Annotated in this window: 16 protein-coding genes, 1 tRNA gene and 1 pseudogene; 11 read left to right on the top strand and 7 right to left on the bottom strand. The window is 66.5% G+C overall.

Annotated features, from left to right (window positions below):
* Positions 1–30: 30 nt before the first annotated feature.
* Positions 31–648: an L-threonylcarbamoyladenylate synthase gene (locus BLQ50_RS03890; protein ID WP_093181298.1), complete on the top strand. Its 618-nt coding sequence runs from the start codon at positions 31–33 to the stop codon at positions 646–648.
* A gap of 106 nt (positions 649–754) precedes the next feature.
* Here BLQ50_RS03890 and BLQ50_RS03885 read toward each other — a convergent pair whose 3' ends face one another.
* The 3 genes from BLQ50_RS03885 to BLQ50_RS03875 form a co-directional block, all read right to left on the bottom strand.
* Positions 755–1,759: an inorganic phosphate transporter gene (locus BLQ50_RS03885; protein ID WP_093181293.1), complete on the bottom strand. Its 1,005-nt coding sequence runs from the start codon at positions 1,757–1,759 to the stop codon at positions 755–757.
* A 5-nt stretch (positions 1,760–1,764) separates the two neighbouring features.
* Positions 1,765–2,385, bottom strand: a complete 621-nt coding sequence (locus tag BLQ50_RS03880) for a DUF47 domain-containing protein (RefSeq protein WP_093181292.1) — start codon at positions 2,383–2,385, stop codon at positions 1,765–1,767.
* Between the two features lie 327 nt (positions 2,386–2,712).
* Positions 2,713–3,312: a hypothetical protein gene (locus BLQ50_RS03875; protein WP_093181291.1), complete on the bottom strand. Its 600-nt coding sequence runs from the start codon at positions 3,310–3,312 to the stop codon at positions 2,713–2,715.
* A 220-nt stretch (positions 3,313–3,532) separates the two neighbouring features.
* Here BLQ50_RS03875 and BLQ50_RS03870 point away from each other — a divergent pair, with 220 nt between their 5' ends.
* From BLQ50_RS03870 to BLQ50_RS03860, 3 genes are all read left to right on the top strand, one after another.
* A complete protein-coding gene (locus BLQ50_RS03870; protein ID WP_093181694.1) occupies positions 3,533–5,008 on the top strand; it encodes a sugar porter family MFS transporter in 1,476 nt (491 codons plus the stop codon).
* Between the two features lie 97 nt (positions 5,009–5,105).
* Positions 5,106–5,594 (top strand): MarR family winged helix-turn-helix transcriptional regulator, encoded by a 489-nt coding sequence (locus BLQ50_RS03865; RefSeq protein WP_093181290.1) that lies wholly within the window; start codon positions 5,106–5,108, stop codon positions 5,592–5,594.
* On the top strand, positions 5,591–7,300 hold the full coding sequence (locus BLQ50_RS03860; RefSeq protein ID WP_425424074.1) for an MDR family MFS transporter: 1,710 nt from the start codon (positions 5,591–5,593) through the stop codon (positions 7,298–7,300). Before BLQ50_RS03865 ends, BLQ50_RS03860 begins: the two co-directional genes overlap by 4 nt.
* A gap of 68 nt (positions 7,301–7,368) precedes the next feature.
* On the opposite strand, the gene msrB is transcribed toward BLQ50_RS03860, so the two are convergent.
* Complete coding sequence (gene msrB, locus BLQ50_RS03855; RefSeq protein WP_093181289.1) at positions 7,369–7,773, bottom strand: peptide-methionine (R)-S-oxide reductase MsrB; 405 nt, start codon at positions 7,771–7,773, stop codon at positions 7,369–7,371.
* A 157-nt stretch (positions 7,774–7,930) separates the two neighbouring features.
* The gene (locus tag BLQ50_RS03850; RefSeq protein ID WP_342672047.1) at positions 7,931–9,451 is read right to left on the bottom strand and encodes a DEAD/DEAH box helicase; all 1,521 of its coding nucleotides are present in this window, start codon (positions 9,449–9,451) and stop codon (positions 7,931–7,933) included.
* Positions 9,452–9,986: 535 nt separating this feature from the next.
* Here BLQ50_RS03850 and BLQ50_RS03845 point away from each other — a divergent pair.
* Positions 9,987–10,715: a M50 family metallopeptidase gene (locus BLQ50_RS03845; protein WP_245700856.1), complete on the top strand. Its 729-nt coding sequence runs from the start codon at positions 9,987–9,989 to the stop codon at positions 10,713–10,715.
* 150 nt (positions 10,716–10,865) lie between these two features.
* Here BLQ50_RS03845 and BLQ50_RS03840 read toward each other — a convergent pair whose 3' ends face one another.
* Positions 10,866–11,150 carry an iron-sulfur cluster biosynthesis family protein gene (locus BLQ50_RS03840; protein ID WP_093181286.1) on the bottom strand — a complete coding sequence of 95 codons (285 nt, stop codon included), beginning with the start codon at positions 11,148–11,150 and terminating at the stop codon, positions 10,866–10,868.
* A gap of 398 nt (positions 11,151–11,548) precedes the next feature.
* Between BLQ50_RS03840 and BLQ50_RS03835 the strand changes: the two genes are divergently transcribed.
* From BLQ50_RS03835 to BLQ50_RS18790, 5 genes and pseudogenes are all read left to right on the top strand, one after another.
* A tRNA-Lys gene (locus tag BLQ50_RS03835) sits at positions 11,549–11,621 on the top strand.
* A 363-nt stretch (positions 11,622–11,984) separates the two neighbouring features.
* Positions 11,985–12,644, top strand: a complete 660-nt coding sequence (locus tag BLQ50_RS03830; protein ID WP_093181285.1) for a hypothetical protein — start codon at positions 11,985–11,987, stop codon at positions 12,642–12,644.
* A gap of 833 nt (positions 12,645–13,477) precedes the next feature.
* Positions 13,478–15,481: an AAA family ATPase gene (locus tag BLQ50_RS03825; RefSeq protein WP_093181284.1), complete on the top strand. Its 2,004-nt coding sequence runs from the start codon at positions 13,478–13,480 to the stop codon at positions 15,479–15,481.
* Between the two features lie 390 nt (positions 15,482–15,871).
* A pseudogene (locus BLQ50_RS19330) lies at positions 15,872–16,096 on the top strand (maltose acetyltransferase domain-containing protein); the annotation flags it as partial.
* 101 nt (positions 16,097–16,197) lie between these two features.
* Positions 16,198–16,524 (top strand): DapH/DapD/GlmU-related protein, encoded by a 327-nt coding sequence (locus BLQ50_RS18790; protein ID WP_217629090.1) that lies wholly within the window; start codon positions 16,198–16,200, stop codon positions 16,522–16,524.
* A gap of 62 nt (positions 16,525–16,586) precedes the next feature.
* Here the strand turns inward: BLQ50_RS18790 and BLQ50_RS03815 are convergent, their stop codons facing one another.
* Positions 16,587–18,797 carry an NADP-dependent isocitrate dehydrogenase gene (locus BLQ50_RS03815; RefSeq protein WP_093181283.1) on the bottom strand — a complete coding sequence of 737 codons (2,211 nt, stop codon included), beginning with the start codon at positions 18,795–18,797 and terminating at the stop codon, positions 16,587–16,589.
* 157 nt (positions 18,798–18,954) lie between these two features.
* On the opposite strand from BLQ50_RS03815, the gene BLQ50_RS03810 reads away from it, so the two are divergent.
* Entirely contained in the window at positions 18,955–19,428 is a 474-nt protein-coding gene (locus BLQ50_RS03810) for a P-loop nucleotide/nucleoside kinase family protein (protein ID WP_217629089.1), read from the top strand.

Genomic DNA, 19,428 nt, shown 5'->3' with positions numbered 1-19,428 from the left:
AGGTCGGCGGAAGGCGTTTAGGCTCAGCCCATGGCCAGATACTTCGACGTCCACCCGCTCAACCCGCAACCGCGCACCATCGCACAGGTCGCCGACATGCTTCGCGACGACGCGCTCATCGCCTACCCGACGGACTCCTCGTACGCCTTCGGGTGCTCCCTCGACAGCCACACCGGCGCGGACCGGATCCGGTCGATCCGCCACCTGAGCGACAAGCACCACTTCACGCTCGTGTGCGCGGACTTCACCCAGCTGGGCCAGTTCGTCACGCTCAACAACGTCGCCTTCCGCGCCATCAAGGCCTCGACGCCGGGGGCGTACACGTTCATCCTCCCGGCCACCAAGGAGGTGCCGCGGCGCTTCGCCCACGCGAAGAAGAAGACCGTCGGCGTGCGCATCCCCGACCATCCGGTCGCCCTCGCGCTCGTGCGCGAGCTCGGCGGGCCACTGCTGTCCAGCACCCTCCTGCTCGACGACGCCGACCAGGTCACCGACGGCTGGCAGATCAAGGAGCAGCTCGACCACGTGATCGACGGCGTGCTCGACGCCGGAGACTGCGGCAGCGAACCGACGACCGTCGTCGACTGGTCGAGCGGGGTGCCCGAGGTTGTGCGGGTCGGTCTGGGCGACCCGAGCCGTTTCGAGTAGCCGGCTGCCGGCGTCGGACCCGTCCACGACGCCGACCACCACCGTGACGACGAAGCGCCCCTGAGGATATCCCCGGGGCGCTTCGCGCGTAGCTGGTGGCTCGTGGTCAGCCGAGGATCGGGTGCAGGATGAAGTACATCAGCGCGGCCACGGCCGCGGCCGCGGGGATCGTCAGGATCCAGGCGATGCCGATGTTCTTCGCCACACCCCAGCGCACCGCGGAGAGCCGCTTGGTGGCGCCCACACCCATGATCGCCGAGGTGATCGTGTGCGTCGTGGAGACGGGTGCGTGCAGGACGAAGGCGTTGACGTAGAGGACCACAGCGGAGACCGACTCGGCGACGAATCCGCGCGCCGGGTCCAGCTCGATGATCTTGCGGCCCAGGGTGCGCATGATGCGCCAGCCGCCGGAGTAGGTCCCGAGGGAGATCGCGGTCGCGGCCGCGAGCTTGACCCACAGGGGGATCCCGCCGTCCTTGTTCGCCCATCCGACCGTGAGCAGCGCCATGAAGATGACACCCATCGTCTTCTGCGCGTCCTGCAGGCCGTGCCCGAGCGCCATGGCCGCGGCCGAGGCCGTCTGGGCCAGCCGGAAGCGGCGGGTGGTCTTGCTCGGGGAGGCGCTCTTGAAGATCCAGAGCACCCCGACCATGACGGCGAAGGCCAGACCGAAGCCGAGCAGCGGGGAGATGACCATCGGCAGGACGACCTTGTCGACGATCGCCGACCAGTAGATCCCTAGGCCAGCGGCTAGACCCGCGCCGACCAGCCCGCCGATGAGGGCGTGAGTGGAGGAGGACGGGAGCCCGAGCCACCAGGTGATGAGGTTCCAGGTGATCGCGCCGAGCAGGGCGGCGACCACGACGACGAGTGCTGTGTGGGATGGTGCGCCGTCGAGGTTGACGATCGACTTCGCGATCGTCTCGGCCACTTCCGTGCCGAGCAGGGCGCCGACGAAGTTCATCACCGCGGCCATCAGCAGGGCGGACCGCGGGGTCAGCGCCCGGGTCGAGACCGACGTGGCGATCGCGTTGGCCGCGTCGTGGAAACCGTTGGTGTAGTCAAAACTCAGAGCGAGCGCAACAACAAGGATGACGAGCGCGACCTCCACCGGGCTCAGGACTCCTTGAGCGCGATGGTCTCGACCATGTTCGCCACGGTCTCGAAGGCGTCCGCCGCGAACTCGAGGGTCTCGACGACCTCTTTGAGCTTCATCAGGTGGATCGGGTCGGTGATCTCGTCGAACATCTGGGCGAGCAGCTTGCGGTGGATCTTGTCGGCCTGGTTCTCGAGGCTGTTGACCTCGACCCAGTAGTCGGTGAGGTCGCCCATCGATCGCAGGTGCGGCATGGCCTCGGCCGTGAGCTCGGCGCAGCGCTGCAGCACCTGGATCTGGTCGGAGACACGGGCCGGCAGCTCGTCGAGCTTGTACAGAACGATGAGGTCACCCGCCTCCTCCATGTAGTCCATGCAGTCGTCGAGGGCCGAGGCGAGACCGGAGATGTCGTCCCGGTCGAAGGGGGTGACGAACGTCTGGTTCAGGCGCCGCATGATCGAGTGCGTCGCGTCGTCGGCAGCGTGCTCGGTGTCGGCGAGCTTCTTGGCAAGCACCTTGCGCCCGGCTCGATCAGCTCCGAGGAGTTCGCTGAGCAGGTTCGCTCCGGTCACGAGGTGACTGGCCAGATCGGCCAGAAGATCGAAGAACGAGGTATCGCGCGGGGTGAGGCGCAGGCGCACAGCAGACTCCGGAGGGGGGAAGCGACGTTGACTGACAGTGATGAACAGAGCAGCAAACAGGTTGATCGACTGATCGTTACCAGAGTAGGGCAGCGCTTTGGTGAACACACAACTCCGGGGGTGTCGTACCACCAGATTCACAGTGAACACATGGCAACGCCGAGCGCAGGCGAGCCGTGGAGCGCATGAAAAAGGACGCCGGACCACGCAGCGCCTGACGGCGCGAAGGCCGCTCGTAGCGGCTTAAAGTGGAGCCCGGGGCTACCGTGGCCCGACGTCACCTCTTAGTTTACGCGGCTCTCGCCGGAGGGGGAAACGAGGTTTCGATCAGTCGAGACGGCGCACGCGCCACAGCCCAGCGGCATGCTCGAGCTCCTCGGCCGTGCGCACCAAGGACGCCGCACCGCGGGTCATCCGGGCCGCATGACCCGTGTCGACCGTGTCGACGTAGTCGGCGTCGAAGGCCGCGCCGACCGCCAGGACGCGGCAGAAGGCCGCGCCTCGCTCGAGGGCCACCGCCAGGTCGCCGGCGAAGACCCCCGACAGCACGGCGTCGGCCACGGCGCGCACGTCGCCCGGGCCGGTCGGGGTGACGACCCCCGCGACCACCTCGTGCACGGGGGCGGCAGCCACTCCCAGCCGGAAGCGCTCGGCGACGGTCTCGGGGTCTCTGCGCACCCACTCGCGCAGCACGTACAGACGCCACAGCGCGCCTGGGAGCGTGTCGGCGGGGCTGTCGGCCCACAGCGCGGCCACGACGTCGAGCCCCTCGTCCTCGACGAGCCGCACAAGACGCTCGACCACCTCGGGGTCTTCGCTCGCCCGCGCCCGGTGCACGATCGCGGCCGCCGTCGTGTGCGCAATCTCACCCCGCAGCGCGGGGTCCAGCTCGCCGGGGATCTCCTCCGCATCGCGCGGGTCCAACATGGCAGGCCGGCGCGGGTGCCGGGACTGGTCTTGCTGGTCGGGTCGGTTCGTGGAGGAACTGGGCGCGCCGTGGAAGTCACTCATCATTACAGTGTGAAGGACCGGGGTGCACCGGCGCTACGAGAACCAGGCGCTCGGGAGCCACTGCGGGATGTGGGGCACAGGTCCTCGGCGCCTGGTAGTCGACGACGCGAAGACCAACGATCGTCCGGAGGCGAAGATGACCGATTCAACGGAACAGCCGCTCGACCCAGAAGAGTCGCGGGTTGCCCGATCAGCCCATCGCAAGGCGATCACACTGTCCGTCTCGGCGGCGGTGGGCGGCTTCCTCTTCGGTTTCGACAGCTCGGTCATCAACGGAGCCGTCGACGCGATCGAGAAGGACTTCGCGCTCAGCTCCACGGTCACCGGCTTCGCCGTCGCCGTCGCCCTCCTCGGCTGCGCGGTGGGCGCCTGGTACGCCGGCCGGCTGGCTGACCGGTGGGGGCGCCCCCGGGTCATGCTCCTCGGCGCGCTGATGTTCCTCGTGTCCTCGATCGGTTCCGGATTCGCCTTCTCCGTATGGGACCTCATCCTCTGGCGCATCGTCGGCGGCATCGGCATTGGCATCGCGTCGGTGATCACCCCGGCCTACATCGCCGAGATCTCACCGACGGCCATCCGCGGCCGGCTGGCGTCGCTGCAGCAGCTCGCAATCACGATCGGTATCTTCGTCGCGCTGCTCTCCGACCAGCTCTTCGCCACGACCGCCGGCTCCGTCGACTCGGGTACGCCGATCGCCCTCGGCAGCAGCCTCTTCGGGTTGGAAGCCTGGCGGTGGATGTTCCTTGTCGCGGTCATCCCGTCGGCCGTCTACGCCTGGGTCGCCCTGACGGTCCCGGAGTCGCCTCGGTTCCTCGTGGCCAAGGGCAAGATCGAGGAAGCGCGCACGGTCCTGCGGTCCGTCCTGAACCCGCGTGACGTAGACGCCAAGGTCACCCAGATCGAGGACTCGGTCACCCGCGACGCCAAGCTCGTGAAGCAGACGTCGTTGCGCGGGCCACGGTTTGGGCTGCTGCCGATCGTCTGGGTCGGCATCCTGCTCTCGGTGTTCCAGCAGTTCGTCGGGATCAACGTCATCTTCTACTACTCGACCACCCTGTGGCGCTCGGTCGGCTTCGACGCCTCCGACTCGTTCAAGGTCTCGACGATCACCGCCATCACGAATGTCGTCGTGACATTCATCGCGATCGCGCTCGTCGACAAGATCGGGCGCAAACCGCTGCTGCTGTTCGGCTCGGCCGGGATGACGATCTCGCTCGGCACGATGGCGCTGGCCTTCACCCAGGCAACAGGCACGGGCGACAACGTCTCCCTACCCTCCCCCTGGGGCACGGTCGCCCTGATCGCCGCCAACGTCTTTGTCATCTCCTTCGGGGCGTCCTGGGGCCCGGTCGTGTGGGTCCTGCTCGGGGAGATGTTCCCCAACCGGATCCGCGCCTCGGCCCTGGCCCTGGCCGCCGCGGCACAGTGGCTCGCGAACTTCGCGATCACGGTGTCCTTCCCCCCGATGGCCTCAGGCCTCGGCCTCTCCTGGGTCTACGCGATGTACGGCACCTTCGCCCTCCTCTCCTTCGTCTTCGTGGCGCTGAAGATCAAGGAGACCCGCAACCGCGACCTCGAAGACATGGAAGACACAGCGCCGGCGCCCGCCTGACCCCGATTCCACCCGACGATGTGTCGGCGGCCACACCCATAATGGTTGCAGACTGCAAGCAAGTGATTTAGGCTGTGAGAGTTGAAAGGAACTTCTCATGGCCACGGAAACACCAGCGGTACACGACATCCTTCGTGCCTTCGAGGAGTTCGGCCGCGCCCAGCGCGAGGTCGGCTCGCGCCTGACCCGCAGCCTCGACGTGCCGCGAGCGAGCATCGGTCTGCTGCGTTACCTCAACACCCACGGACCCGTCCAGATCGGCTGCGCCGCTCAGCACTTCCGCGTCGACCTCTCGGTCACCAGCCGACAGGTGAGCGTGCTCGTCGACGCGGGTCTCGCCACGCGCGACGTCGACCACGACGACCGCCGAGCGCGCACCGTCGTGCTGACCGATCAGGGCCGGGCCAAGGTCGCCGAGCTCGGCGAGGCGGTCACCGCCTTGATGTCGGAGATCTTCGAGGACTGGGACCCGGCCGAGCTCAAAACAGCCACAGACCACATCACCGCGATCGCGCAGACGATCACGCAGCATCAGGGCGACCCCTCGCAGGCCGCCCACCACAAAGACTCTAAGGAAAACGTATGACCAGATCACCTAAGGCCCTCGATCAGGATCCTGATCCGACCACACCCTTCGGCCACGTCGACGGCGAGCCGGCCAAGATGAGCCACCGCCAGGTCATGGTGGCCCTCTCCGGGATCCTCCTGGGGATGTTCGTCTCGATCCTGGCGACCTCGGTCGTCTCGTCCTCGCTCCCCAAGATCATCTCCAGCCTCAACGGCACGCAGTCCGCCTTCACCTGGGTCGTCACCGCGACGCTGCTGACCACGACGATCAGCACGCCCATCTGGGGCAAGCTCGCCGACCTCGTCAACCGCAAGACCCTCATCCAGATCGCCCTCGTGATCACGGTCCTCTCGGCCGCGGCGGCCGGGTTCGCCCAGAGCACGGGCACCCTCATCCTCTTCCGCGCCTTCCAGGGAATCGGGGCCGGTGGCCTCACGGCCCTCGCGACCGTGCTCATCGCGGACATCATCTCCCCGCGTGAGCGCGGCAAGTACATGGGCCTCATGGGCGGGATCATGGCGGTCGGCATGGTCGGTGGCCCCCTGCTCGGCGGCGCGCTCACCGACACCGTCGGATGGCGCTGGAACTTCTTCGTCGGCATCCCCTTCGCGATCGCCGCGATCATCACCCTCCAGCGCACGCTGCGCCTGCCGGCCATGCCGCGCGTACGCGTCCGCCTCGACTACTGGGGGGCACTCCTGATCTCGGTGGGCATCTCCGGCCTGCTCCTGTGGATCACCTTCGCCGGCAACAACTTCGACTGGGCCTCCTGGCAGTCCTTCTCGATGGCCGGCGGGTCCCTCGTCGTCCTCGGGCTCGCGATCTGGGTGGAGAGCCGGGTCGAAGCGCCCATCATCCCACTCACGTTGTTCCGCAACAGGACCTTCGTGCTCGCGGTCATCGGCAGCGCAGCCGTCGGTGTTGCGCTGTTCGGCGCCTCCGTCTTCCTCAGCCAGTACATGCAGGTCTCTCGCGGCAAGTCGGCGACCGTCTCCGGCCTACTGACCATACCGATGATCATCGGTAACCTCATCGCCTCGATGGGCGCCGGCGCCTTGATCACACGGACCGGTCGCTACAAGAAGTTCCTGATCGTCGGCGCCATCGCGCTCGTCGCGGGTCTTGGCCTCATGGGAACGATCGACTACCACACGAACATGACCGTCATCGGTGTCTACATGTTCATCGTCGGGATCGGCATGGGCATGCTCATGCAGAACCTCATCCTCGCCGCGCAGAACACCTTTGCTCCCTCCGAGATGGGCACTGGCACTGCGGCGATCGCGTTCTTCCGGACCCTCGGTGGTGCGATCGGCGTCTCGGTCCTGGGTGCCATCCTGGGCTCACGCATCACCTCCGAGATCACCCATGGTCTTGGCGACCTAGGGATCGACGGCGGGGCACTCAGCGGTGGCACCATCCCGGACGTCAACACGCTGCCGGGTCCGATCAAGGAGGTCGTCGAGATGGCCTACGGCGCCGGGGTCGCTGAGATCTTCCTCATCGCCGCGCCGATCGCGATCATCGCCCTGATCGCCGTGATCTTCCTCAAGGAGATCCCGCTCGGCAACATGTCTGGCGTCGAGAAGCGGCTCGAAGAGATGGCCCTCGCGGAGGCCCTGGCCGTCGCGCAGGAATCAGCCGGGATGTCTTCCTTCGACGAAGGCATCGAGGCCCTCATCACGGCGCCCGACGACGACGAGCTGGAGTCAGCCGTTCGCTGACCTGCCTGCCCAACAACGAAGGCCTGGACCAATTCGGTCCAGGCCTTCGTCGCGTTCGGGCTCCGCGACTATGAAGCGGCGTCGTCGAAGGTGAGCGACACCGAGTTCATGCAGAACCGGTCGCCGGTCGGGGTCTGGGGCGCGTCGTCGAACAGGTGGCCCAGGTGCGAGCCGCACTTGGCGCAGCGCACCTCGGTGCGCACCATGCCCAGGCTGTCGTCCTCGAGGAGCTCGACGGCGTCGGACTCCTTGGGAGCGTAGAAACTCGGCCATCCGCAGTGGGAGTCGAACTTCGCCTCCGACCGGAACAGCTCGTTGCCGCACGCCCGGCAGTGGTAGACGCCCGTGCGGTTCTCGTCGAGCAGCGCGCCGGTTCCGGGACGCTCGGTGCCCGCGCGACGCAGCACCGCGAACTCCTCCGCGCTGAGCTCGGAGCGCCAGTCCTCATCGGTCTTGGTCACGTCGTACGTCATCGTCGTCCTTTCCGTCGTTGCTGATCCCGCTCCCCCGGAAACACCAAGGCCCGCCGGAAGATTCCGGCGGGCCTTGGTCGTGCGCTGGTGTTCACCATTGCGGCGTCGGCGAGACGGGGAGGTCAGCGCCGGGCCGGTTCACCACCGCTGAGTCGGCTCAGTTCGAGCGACGACGTCCCTGCGTGCTCGAGCGACGCGGGCCGCCGCGACCTTCGCCGCTGGGGGCCGAAGAAGCCGGCGAGGAGGCCATGCCCGAGCCGGGCGTGCTCGTGGAGTACTGCACGGGAGCGCCACGGCCGGAGCCGGAGCTGCGTCCGCTGCCGCCCGAACGGCCACCGGCCGCGCCGGCGCCACGGGACGGTGCCCCGCCGCGCGAGGAGCCGCCGGTCGAGCCGCCGCCGCTGCGCGAGGAGGAAGAACGCTCGGTCAGCGGCGCGCCGGTCGCCGAGACGCCGGAGCGTCCACGTCCACCGGAACGGCCACGACCGCCGCCGCCACCACTGGAACGCTGCTGCTCGGTCTGCTCCTGGACGGGAGCGGGCTTGACGTAGGCGGCAACCTCGCCGACGAGACGCGCGATGGCCTCGTCGCCGGGGACGACCTTGCGCGGCTGGGCGTTGATCTTCGCCTGGCGGGTCAGGTCACGCACGTCGCCGCGCTGCTCGGGGAGCATGATCGTGACGACGTCGCCGCCGGACCCGGCGCGGGCCGTGCGGCCCGAGCGGTGGGTGTAGGCCTTGTGCTCGGCGGGCGGGTCGACGTGCACGACGAGGCTGATCTCGTCCACGTGGATGCCGCGCGCCGCGATGTCCGTGGCAACCAGCACGTTGACTGCGCCGGAGGAGAAGGCCGCCAGGTTGCGCTCACGCGCGCCCTGGCCGAGGTTCCCGTGCAGGTCGACCGCGGGCACGCCGTCGGCCGTGAGCTGCTTGGCGAGCTTCTTGGCCTGGTGCTTGGTGCGGGTGAAGAGCACGCGCTTGGACGTGCCGGAGGCGAGGGCCTGGATGACGTCGCGCTTAGCGGCAGCGTCGGACACCTCGAAGATGTGGTGCGTCATGGTGGACACGTGCGACTCGGCGCTGTCGACGGCGTGGCTCGTGGGAGCGTCCATGTAGCGCTTGACCAGCTGGTCTACGCCGTTGTCGAGGGTGGCCGAGAACAGCAGGCGCTGGCCCTTGCTGGGCGTGCGGTCCATGATGCGCTTGACGCCGGGCAGGAAGCCGAGGTCGGCCATGTGGTCGGCCTCGTCGAGCACGGTGATCTCGACCTCGTCGAGGAAGACGAGCTTCTGGCTGATGAGGTCCTCGAGCCGGCCCGGGCAGGCGATGACGATGTCGACGCCGCCCTGGAGCGCGGTGACCTGGCGGCTCTGGGCGACGCCACCGAAGATCGTCGTGGTCTTGAGACCGACGAGCTTGGCGAGCGGCTCCATGACTGCGTTGATCTGGTTGGCCAGCTCACGGGTCGGGACAAGAACGAGGCCACGCGGGCGGCTCGGCTTGCGGCGACCGGAGCTCGCCGCGAGGCGGGTCACGGTCGGCAGCGAGAACGCGAGGGTCTTGCCGGAGCCGGTGCGGCCGCGGCCGAGCACGTCGCGCCCGGCGAGGGTGTCGGGGAGCGTCGTCGTCTGGATCGGGAACGGTGCGATGATCCCGGTGTCAGCGAGGTAGCTGATGATCGGGGCGGGAAGCGCAAAGTCCGTGAACTCCGCGGCGGGGACTGCGGCGGCCGGAGCTGCTGCGGTTCGCGCGGGGGCGTTCTGTGTACGGGAAGTTGCGGGCGCGCCGGAGCGCTGTGAATTCGTCAAGGGGTGCCTTATCTCTATGCGCCGTCGGGCGATTCCCTCGACGCTCGGCGCGCGTCACTCGCGCTGCCTTCACCCAGTCTCTCACGCCTGTGGAAAACCCGTCCAGATTATCGGTGTGATCCCCGACTCCCACCCGGGTTCGTCACGGCGCCTGCACGGTGGAGGTAGGTGCGGCCGCGGCCAGGCGGCTGGACGGCTGGACGGCTGGGCCCGGCCCGCGGCCAGCTCAGCCCAGTCCCCCAACCCCCTCCCCCGTCCCCTTCGACCACCAGCCCTCGTCCCCTTCGATAGGTGTCCGGATTCCGCCCCATTTTCGGCGAGAAACAGGGCGGAGTTCGGGCACCTACGGATCCCGAGGGCGGGCGGAGGCACAGCAGGAAGAGGTTGGTGTGGTCGAATGTCTCCCGTGTCGATCCTTTCCGAGATCTGGTCCCGCGCGACCGAGCCGCTGCCCCCTCCCGAGCAGTGGGTCGTGTGGACGACGGCGGCCGTCGCGCTGGTCGTCGTGCTGAGCCCCACGTGGCGGGTCGCCCGGCACGTGGTGACGATCGCGCACGAGGGCGCGCACGCCCTCCTCGCGCTGCTCACCGGGCGCAGGCTCTCCGGGATCCGGCTGCACTCGGACACGTCCGGGCTCACTGTGTCTTATGGCAAGCCACGCGGCTTCGGCATGGTGCTCACCGCGTTTGCGGGGTACACCGGCCCGGGGCTCGTCGGCCTCGGCGCGGCGTTCATGCTCCGCCAGGGCTACGGCGTCGGCCTGCTGTGGCTGCTCATCCTGGTGCTCGCGCTCATGCTCATCCAGATCCGCAACTGGTTCGGGCTGCTCTCGATCCTTGTCAGCGCCGCGGCCCTGGTGGCCATCTCGTGGTTCGCGAGCACGCAGTGGCAGACGGCGGCCGCGTACCTCGTGACGTGGTTCCTGCTGCTCGCCGCCCCGCGCCCGGTCATCGAGCTGCAGGCCTCACGCCGAGCCGGCCAGGCCCGCAACTCCGACGCGGACATGCTCGCCCGCCTCACCCCGCTGCCGGGGCTGTTCTGGGTCTGCACGTTCTTCGTCGTGACGGTCGGCGCGCTGGTGCTCGGGTCCTGGTGGATCGGCGCCTGGTCGATCGAGGACCTGCCCCGCTTCTGACCCTCCTGCCCGACGCCGCAGCACGGCTTGGGCCGCCGACATGCGGCCCCATGGACAGACACACAACGATGCCCGGGTCAGATCTGACCCGGGCATCGTTGTCGGCTGGGGGGCTAGCCGTCCTGCAGCGTCAGTCCTGACTCGAGGTGGTCAGTCCTGACGCGGAGCGAGCGTGAACGACGTCGTCGAACCGCTCGCGTCGGCATCCAGAGACAGGTCGGCGAGCGACGTGGAGGCCACCGGCTCGACGTAGACGTGGGTCCCGTCGAGCTCGATCACCTCGTCGGTCGCCGGGGCCTCGGTCACGAGGGCAAGGTCAAAGTCGCCGGGGGTCCCGTCGGCCGCGGCGATCCGCAGACCACCACCGTCCGGAAGGTTCGCCTGGGTAGCCAGGTCCTGCACAGCGATTCGGGCATTGTCAGTCAGAGTAAGCACGAGATCTCCTCTCGTAGCCGGGCACTCCCCACCCCTCACGCCACGGGTTGCGCAGCGGTGACGAGCACGTCCGGGAGTCATACGGACTCCCCCACCGAAACAATCATTGGCCGATAACGCAACCCGGAACGCCATGATTATCAGGGGTTGGTCTGCGGATTCACGCGATCTCCCAGGTCTGTGCCGCAGCATCCCGGACCCCCTGGGAGCATGTGAAGGTCCTGCACACATGTCACCCGCGGCCAGATCTTTCGGACGTTCGTCCACTCCAGTTACCCGATCGGCGAGCGGACCGCGTAACCTGATCACTCGGCGAGTCAGCACCTCCGACGTTGCCCCGCGTCTCCGCAGGTCCACCTGCACGACGCCGGGCCAGCACCGGGGCGGCCAACGCGCCAGGGCCCCTAGCTCAGTTGGCAGAGCATCGGACTTTTAATCCGCGGGTCGTGGGTTCGAGCCCCACGGGGCCCACCCATCAATGATTCTGAGCCCTCAATGCCTCCGATCAACCCGGCTGTGGGCACGTTTTGGGCACAACCTCTCGCAAGCGGGCCACATCCATCGCTAACGCGTGGGGCTGGCGTTCCGCCGGCCGCGGGCGCTCGCGATCGTCCACCTCGCCGCGGCCCAACTCACGTCGGCCGTGACCGCGCATCGCGGTCGCGGTGGACACCTCCCCGCCGCGCAAGAGGGTAGGGCGTTCGGATCGCCAGCACCGACGAGCTCGGACCTCACCACCGGGAGTGTCTCTTCTCCTCCGGCTCGCGTGGCGTTTCAGCCCCCATAGGCACCGATCTGGCATAAAAATGCACCCACCCATGCCAAGATCGGGGGATGACACCCGAGTTCTTCGTGAGCATTGCCGCCGCTCTCTTCACTGCTGGATCGCTGGTCTTCGTCGGCATAACGACAAGCCACACCAAGCGACAGGCAGATGCGAGCATCGCTCAGGCGAACTCTGCGATCGAACAAACTTCCATCCAGCGTCAGCTCCGCGAAGATGCAGCTCAGCCCTACGTCTGGGCCGACATCAAGTCCGGCGGCGCAAGCGGAAGCACCCTGACGATCGTCGTGGGGAACTCCGGTCCTACCGTCGCAACTGACGTCCGCGTGCAGATCGATCCTCCGCTGACCCTTACAGAAGGCCACGACGGGCACGAGGACCTCGACGGGATCTTGCGTCACGGGATCCACTCGATCGCTCCGGGCCGCCAGATGCGGTGGCGAATCGGTGAGCACCATGGCGCCAACGCCGTGGTGGAGGCCGAGCGCTCGACACCGCGAACGATCAGGGTGACCGGCCGTGGCCCTTTCGGCGAGCTCACACCTCTTGAGTACGTGGTCGACTTCGGTGACTTCTGCTGCTCGTTCGTCGACGAAGGTGGCAGCCTCTACCGGGTGGCCGAGGAGATCAAGAAGATCAGCTCTAGTCTCACGTCCTCGGTGGGGTACGTCGCCAGTGCCGTCGAGGATCTGGGAACGCCTCGGGCCTGACCGGCGGCCTACTCCTTGGGCACACTTTGGCTACACCTTGCTGCAACCTTGCATCAGCGGCTATCCAGATCCGCGGATTCCTGCAGTTTCTGGCCCTGACCTGCACTATTGCGAGAGCTCGAGCCACACGGGGCCCACCGATAGATCGCTAGGCGTCAAGAACGTATTGCCTAGCGCTACGCCGAGTTGACCGATCCAAGGCGCTGCACGCATCTCTACGTCGCGGTGGAGACGCGAGCCTACCGGTATCGTTCGGTCACCCCTGACTATGTCCCTCGGTCTCGGCCCCGCCTTGTCAAGGAAGAAGGTTGGTGACCTGACGTAGCGGGCCATCGATGGTCATTTTGAGTTGGAGCGTCAACAGCCAGCGCTGTTCAGCGCCCGGCGCGCTCTGAGACGCCGCCTCGTTCTCTACGCCTAGCCCACCGACGAGGCCATGCACGACAACACACCGCAGGATCGCTCACTAGCAACTCCCATGAAAGCGGAGAACACTGGACACCGGCTCGTGCGTGCGGTCGGGCAGGCGTTCACAAGATAGGCCGCGCAGACCGTAGCGCTAAATCCCATGGACAACGTTCCCACCTGTGTCGGCATCGCGATACCAGTCCGGCGCGGCACGCCCGTCGTGCGACTGGACGCCGGTACCTTGAGACATAAGCCCGAGCACGACGTAGTCACGCGATGACGCGCAGGAGACGAGACATGGCACCGACCACCGAGACAACCCAGCGCCCCGTACTTCAGAGAATGATCTTGCGCGTAGCGAACGATCGGCGCGGCACAGTCGAAGGCGCGAATCGCAGGTCCTACATGTCCCGTGGCGGCCAGCGGTGAGGCTCATATCCGCTCGCATCCGCGGCTACGGCCGCATCGTTGACTCCAAGATCAACCTTGACGCGAAGGTCATCGCTATCGTTGGCCCGAATGAAGCCGGGAAGACAACACTCCTGAAGGCTCTCACACACATCCACAGCGACGAAGCCGTTCCAATTCCTCAACGTTCTCGGGCCACAGAGGTAACGGATCAGACTCGCGTCACCACCTTCGATTATGTCCTTGAAGAATCCGATCAGGATGCGCTTGCCGATCTTCACCTACAAGAGCCGCCAACTCGAGCCGAGATCTCACGATCGGCGGATGGAGAAAACCTCTACGTCGGTCTATCTCCCCTGCCTGCAAAGTCCGTAAAGCCCCTTCAATCGGCGGTCGAACACCTGAATTCCTCACTAGCCGACCAACTGATTGATCACTGGATCGATCCCAATACGACATATGCCGATCCAGAGGGCGACGCAGCGCGCGACTATCGAAGAGAATTGCAGGCGACCATTGAGGCGATCGATACCGCAATTGTTGAACTGGGGACCGAACTTCCAGATGAAGCGGTCGAGACCGCCCGATCACTTCACGCGGCAACACTAAAAGAAGATGCGGGCGCCGAGCAGCTACGCGCGACACTCCGTGGGGTGATTGATTGGGCAGAGCAAGGAGATCCTGGGGGCGCGGCACGCACCCGCCTCTGGAACCGCACGCCTGACTTCATCTTGTTCAATGAGGCCGACCGCTCGATTCAGTCGACCTACGTGTTCGACGAGGCGCTCGTCAACAATCCACCAGGCGCACTTAAGAACCTCGCAGGCACCGCGTCATTGGATCTGCCTCAACTTCTTCTCTTCGTGCAGACTGGTGATATTGCCCGTCGACGATCAGCAATCGTTCAGGCCAATAGCCGGATGGATGCGATCTTTGGCGATGCGTGGAAGCAGTCGAAGCTGTCAGTTCATATCGAACTAGACGGCAACCAACTCCGCATAGAACTGATGGAGGATGGCGACAACGTCACTGTGTTCGATGAGCGCAGCGCAGGGCTAAGGATGTTTGTTGCGTTGATCGCGTTTCTGAAGGTGCACGGCTCAGATCGACTGCCCATCCTCCTCATAGACGAAGCCGAAAATCATCTTCACATTGACGCACAAGCCGATCTCGTCAACATGTTCGTCATGCAAGAACATGCCGTCAAAGTCATCTATACAACCCACAGCCCTGCATGCCTGCCCCCTGACCTTGGAACCGGGATTCGCGTGGTCGTACCACGCGAGGACAACCTCCAGATCAGTGACGTCAGGAACAGTTTCTGGCAGGGCTCGGCAGGCTTCTCTCCGCTAATGCTCGCGATGGGTGCGGCGGCGGCGGCTTTCACTCCAGCGCGCCTCGTGGTGTTGGCAGAAGGCGCAACCGAGATGATCCTCCTGCCAACGTTGATGCGGTCAGCGATTGGCGAGAATGAGCTGCGCTACCAAGTTGCACCAGGTCTATCTGAAGTTCCAAGAGACTTCATGCCGAAGCTCGACCTTGAGGCTGCTCGCGTCGCTTATCTTGTCGATGGCGACGACGGTGGATTGAAGTTGAAGAAGTCACTTACCGTCGCAGGCGTGCCCGAGAACCTCGTCGCAGAACTCGGCGCTCCCGGGATCGAGAATCTCATTGATCCAAGCGACTATCGAGGCGCTATTGCAGCATTACTTCCCGAGTGCAATCCAGGGGTTGCCGCGAGCGTTCTCCCTGAGCTTCCTACAATCGAACTCGCAGCCGACCGTTCTGTCTCGAAATGGATGGAGGACTGGTTCAAAAGCGAGGGGATCAAGGGACCTTCCAAGGTTGCGGTCGCCAACTGGCTAGTTGAGAATAAGAGGGCGACCCTGAGCGAGGGCGGAGTGGAGCTTCTCAAAGCTTTGAACAAGCAGCTCCTTGTCGCCCTGGGCGTCGAGAGCACTACGACGTCCACGGAAGCAAACACCATGACTAACAGTGAGACACGCCGTCCTCCCCATTGAAGAGCGTTGAGCCTGAAGAAGGCCTTCTAGTCACATGCCTGCGTACTGTAGTGCAGGATACGCACGCCAATTTTTGATTGGTCTTGTAACACCGAAGGTGCAAGGACAGGGATAGGCACAAACATCGCCGATGGTCCAGAGGCAAGTCTGAATCGAGAATAGTTCACTTTGGTGCGCAATCGGCGGACATTTGGGTCGTCCGACTCATTTAGCGCCCGATTGCTCGTGTTTCGATGCCGCGAGGGCGGGCTCGCAACATTCAAGCCCGCGGTCTGCTCGAGTCGCCCGCGCGTCACTTCGCGCCGAGGCGAGGCAAGGCGACCGACTCCTATTTCTGACGAGCGGTGGCGCTCTCCAGCGACGGAGCCGTCTCCTCGATGTCGACGCGTGATGCGGTACATCCCGCGATGCGCCGTTCCGGGACGCCACCATGGTGGCATGACCTACTCGCCCCTCCATCAGCAGTTCGCCCACATGGCCACCGGCGACCCCTACGACGACCTCACGGCCGAGCTCATCTCAGCGCGCCAGTCGGCGGTGCTCGCGACGAACTCCTACAACGCCTCGTACGGCCAGCCGCGGGCCGATCGGGAGGCGCAGCTGCGCGCGGTGCTCGGCGCCGCCGGTGAGGGTGCCAACTTCGAGCCGACCTTCCGGTGCGAGTTCGGCAGAGACATCCGCGTAGGCAAAGGTTCTGGGCGAACTTCGACTGCGTCATGCTCGACGGTGCGGCCATCACCATCGGCGACGACGTGCTCATCGGCCCGAAGGTCGGCATCTACACCCCCAACCACGCCTTTGACCTCGGCGAGCGGATCGCGGGAGCATGCGACGCGCATCCGGTGACGATCGGCGACGGCGTCTGGATCGCCGGCGGCGTGACGATCCTGCCGGGGGTGAGCATCGGTGCCGGCTCGATCATCGGTGCGGGCAGCGTCGTCACGCGCGACGTACCGGCCGGCGTCATCGCGGCGGGCAACCCGGCCCGCGTGCTGCGCGCGATCACCGAGGCCGATCGCACGGGCTACGTCGCCCAGCATTGAACAACCTCGCCATGCAGAGGGGCCCGGACAGCAAACCGTCCAGGCCCCTCGTCTATGTCGCCTTACAGCGAAGCGAGCGCCTCAGCGAAGGTGCTCGACGGACGCATGACAGCGTCCGTCTTCGCCTCGTCGACCTTGTAGTACCCACCGATCTCGACCGGCGATCCCTGCACGGCGATCAGCTCGTCCACGATCGTCTGCTCGTTCGCACGCAGCGTCGCGGCCAGCGGCGCGAACGCCGCAGCGAGCTCGGCGTCGTCCGTCTGCGTCGCCAGCTCCTCGGCCCAGAAGAGGGTGAGGAAGAAGTGCGAGCCGCGGTTGTCGATCGTGCCGAGCTTGCGGCCGGGCGACTTGTTCTCGAGCAGGAAGGTGCCGGTGGCACGGTCGAGGGTCGCGCCGAGCACGCGGGCCTTCGCGTTGTCGTTCGCGTCGGCGAAGTGCTCGAAGCTGGCGGCCAGCGCGAGGAACTCGCCCAGGCTGTCCCAGCGGAGGTAGTTCTCCTCCACGAGCTGCTGCACGTGCTTGGGGGCCGAGCCGCCGGCGCCGGTCTCGAAGAGGCCACCGCCATTGAGCAGTGGCACGATCGAGAGCATCTTGGCGCTCGTGCCCAGCTCCAGGATCGGGAACAGGTCGGTGTTGTAGTCGCGCAGCACGTTGCCGGTCACCGAGATGGTGTCCTCGCCGCGACGGATCCGCTCGACCGACAGCGTGGTGGCCTCGGCGGGTGCGAGCACCCGGATGTCGAGGCCCGTGGTGTCGTACTCGGGCAGGTACGCGTTGATCTTCGCGATGAGGTTCGCGTCGTGGGCGCGGTTCTCGTCGAGCCAGAACACGGTGGGGGTTCCCGTCGCGCGGGCGCGGTTGACCGCGAGCTTGACCCAGTCGCGGATCGCGACGTCCTTGGTCTGGCAGGCGCGCCAGATGTCGCCGGCCTGGACCTCGTGCTCGAGGAGGGCCTCGCCCGCCGCGTTGACGACGCGCACGGTACCCGCAGACGCGATCTCGAAGGTCTTGTCGTGCGAGCCGTACTCCTCGGCCTTCTGGGCCATGAGCCCGACGTTGGGGACGGTGCCCATCGTCGTCGGGTCGTAGGCGCCGTTGGCGCGGCAGTCGTCGATGACGGCCTGGTAGATGCCGGCGTAGCTCGAGTCGGGGATGACAGCGATGGTGTCGGCCTCGGCGCCGTCCGGTCCCCACATGTGGCCCGAGCTGCGGATCATGGCCGGCATCGAGGCGTCGACGATCACGTCGCTGGGCACGTGCAGGTTCGTGATGCCCTTGTCGGAGTTGACCATCGCCAGGCGGGGGCCGTCCGCGAGGCCCTGCTCGAAGGCGGCGCGGATCTCCGCACCGTTGGCCAGCGCGTCGAGTCCGTCGAGGATCCCGCCGAGGCCGTTGTTGGGGCTGAGGCCGGCGGCCGCGAGGTCAGCGCCGTACTGCTCGAACACGGCGGGGAAGAAGGCGCGCACGACGTGGCCGAAGATGATCGGGTCGGAGACCTTCATCATCGTCGCCTTGAGGTGCACCGAGAACAGCACGTCCTCGGCCTTGGCGCGGGCGATCGCCTGAGCGAGGAACTCGTGCAGCTTCGCGACGTTGAGGAAGGTCGCGTCGATGACCTCGCCCGCCAGAACCTTCAGGCCGGGGTGCAGGACTGTGATCGAACCGGCAGCGTTGACGTGCTCGATCCGCAGGACGTCGTCGGCGGCGAGGATGATCGACTTCTCGTTCGAGAAGAAGTCGTCGTGGCCCATGGTCGCGACGTTGGTCTTCGAGTCGGTGGTCCATGCGCCCATGCGGTGCGGGTTCTTGCGCACGTATTCCTTGACCGACAGCGGTGCGCGGCGGTCAGAGTTGCCCTCGCGGAGCACCGGGTTGACCGCGGATCCCTTGATCTTGTCGTAGCGCGCGCGGATGTCCTTCTCGGCGTCCGTCTGCGGGGCGTCGGGGTGGTTGGGCAGGTCGTAGCCCTTGGCCTGCAGCTCCGCGATGGCGGCCTTGAGCTGCGGCTCCGACGCCGAGACGTTCGGCAGCTTGATGATGTTCGCCTCGGGCGTGGTGGCCAGGGCCCCCAGCTCGGCGAGCGCGTCGCCGACCCGCTGCTCGGCGCTGAGGTTCTCGGGGAACGCGGCGAGGATGCGGCCGGCGAGGGAGATGTCGCGCGTCTCGAGCTCAACACCGGCCGTGCTCGCGAAGGCGCTGACGACGGGGAAGAACGAGTGGGTGGCCAGCATCGGCGCCTCGTCGGTGTAGGTGTAGATGATTTTGCTCATCGTCGGGCAGCTCCTTGGCGTAGCGCATGGCGAACTTGTCTTGATATCAAGATACAGGGGATGCCTGAGAGACGTGGCGTGCGGTCGCCCGATGTCCCGCGAATCACACCGCGTTCCACCAAACCACCGACGCGCCCGTCCCGCTAGCATCACCGCCATGACTCAGGTGATCTTCATGTGCGGCCCCGCCGGCTCCGGCAAGACCACCGCCTCCCTCGCCCTCGAGGCGGCGGCCTTCACGCGCCTGTCCATCGACGAGGAGGCATGGCGCGACGGCCACCACGAGCACCCGCTGCCCGACGACGTCGCCGAGCAGATGCGCGCCAGGCTCCGGGGCCGGCTCGTCGACCTGGTGGCGAGCGGCACAGACGTCGTGCTCGACTTCGCCTTCTGGTCCCGCGCGGTCCGCGACGACTACCGGCGCCTGCTGGCTCCCTACGGCGTCGCGCCGGAGACCTACTACCTCGCGACCCCGCGGGAGGTTGTCCTTGCCCGGCTCGACGCCAGGAAGAACGCCGGCCCGAACGAGATCGTCCTGCCGCGGGCCGTCGCTGAGGCGTACTTCGACGGCTTCGAGGTCCCGACGCCGGACGAGGGTCCGCTGCGGATCCTCACCGGCAGCGCAACCTAG

The organism is Sanguibacter gelidistatuariae, assembly GCF_900096585.1.
Lineage (GTDB): Bacteria > Actinomycetota > Actinomycetes > Actinomycetales > Cellulomonadaceae > Sanguibacter > Sanguibacter gelidistatuariae.
Note: the sequence above shows the minus strand (reverse complement) of the source record. Positions and strands in the feature narration are given on the sequence as shown.

Coding starts and splice junctions, on each gene's coding strand:
- BLQ50_RS03810 (WP_217629089.1), top strand. CDS start 18,955: ATGACTCAGGTGATCTTCATGTGCGGCCCCGCCGGCTCCGGCAAGACC.
- BLQ50_RS03875 (WP_093181291.1), bottom strand. CDS start 3,312: ATGTTGGACCCGCGCGATGCGGAGGAGATCCCCGGCGAGCTGGACCCC.
- BLQ50_RS18790 (WP_217629090.1), top strand. CDS start 16,198: ATGCTCGACGGTGCGGCCATCACCATCGGCGACGACGTGCTCATCGGC.
- BLQ50_RS03870 (WP_093181694.1), top strand. CDS start 3,533: ATGACCGATTCAACGGAACAGCCGCTCGACCCAGAAGAGTCGCGGGTT.
- BLQ50_RS03865 (WP_093181290.1), top strand. CDS start 5,106: ATGGCCACGGAAACACCAGCGGTACACGACATCCTTCGTGCCTTCGAG.
- msrB (WP_093181289.1), bottom strand. CDS start 7,773: ATGACGTACGACGTGACCAAGACCGATGAGGACTGGCGCTCCGAGCTC.
- BLQ50_RS03815 (WP_093181283.1), bottom strand. CDS start 18,797: ATGAGCAAAATCATCTACACCTACACCGACGAGGCGCCGATGCTGGCC.
- BLQ50_RS03830 (WP_093181285.1), top strand. CDS start 11,985: ATGACACCCGAGTTCTTCGTGAGCATTGCCGCCGCTCTCTTCACTGCT.
- BLQ50_RS03860 (WP_425424074.1), top strand. CDS start 5,591: ATGACCAGATCACCTAAGGCCCTCGATCAGGATCCTGATCCGACCACA.
- BLQ50_RS03890 (WP_093181298.1), top strand. CDS start 31: ATGGCCAGATACTTCGACGTCCACCCGCTCAACCCGCAACCGCGCACC.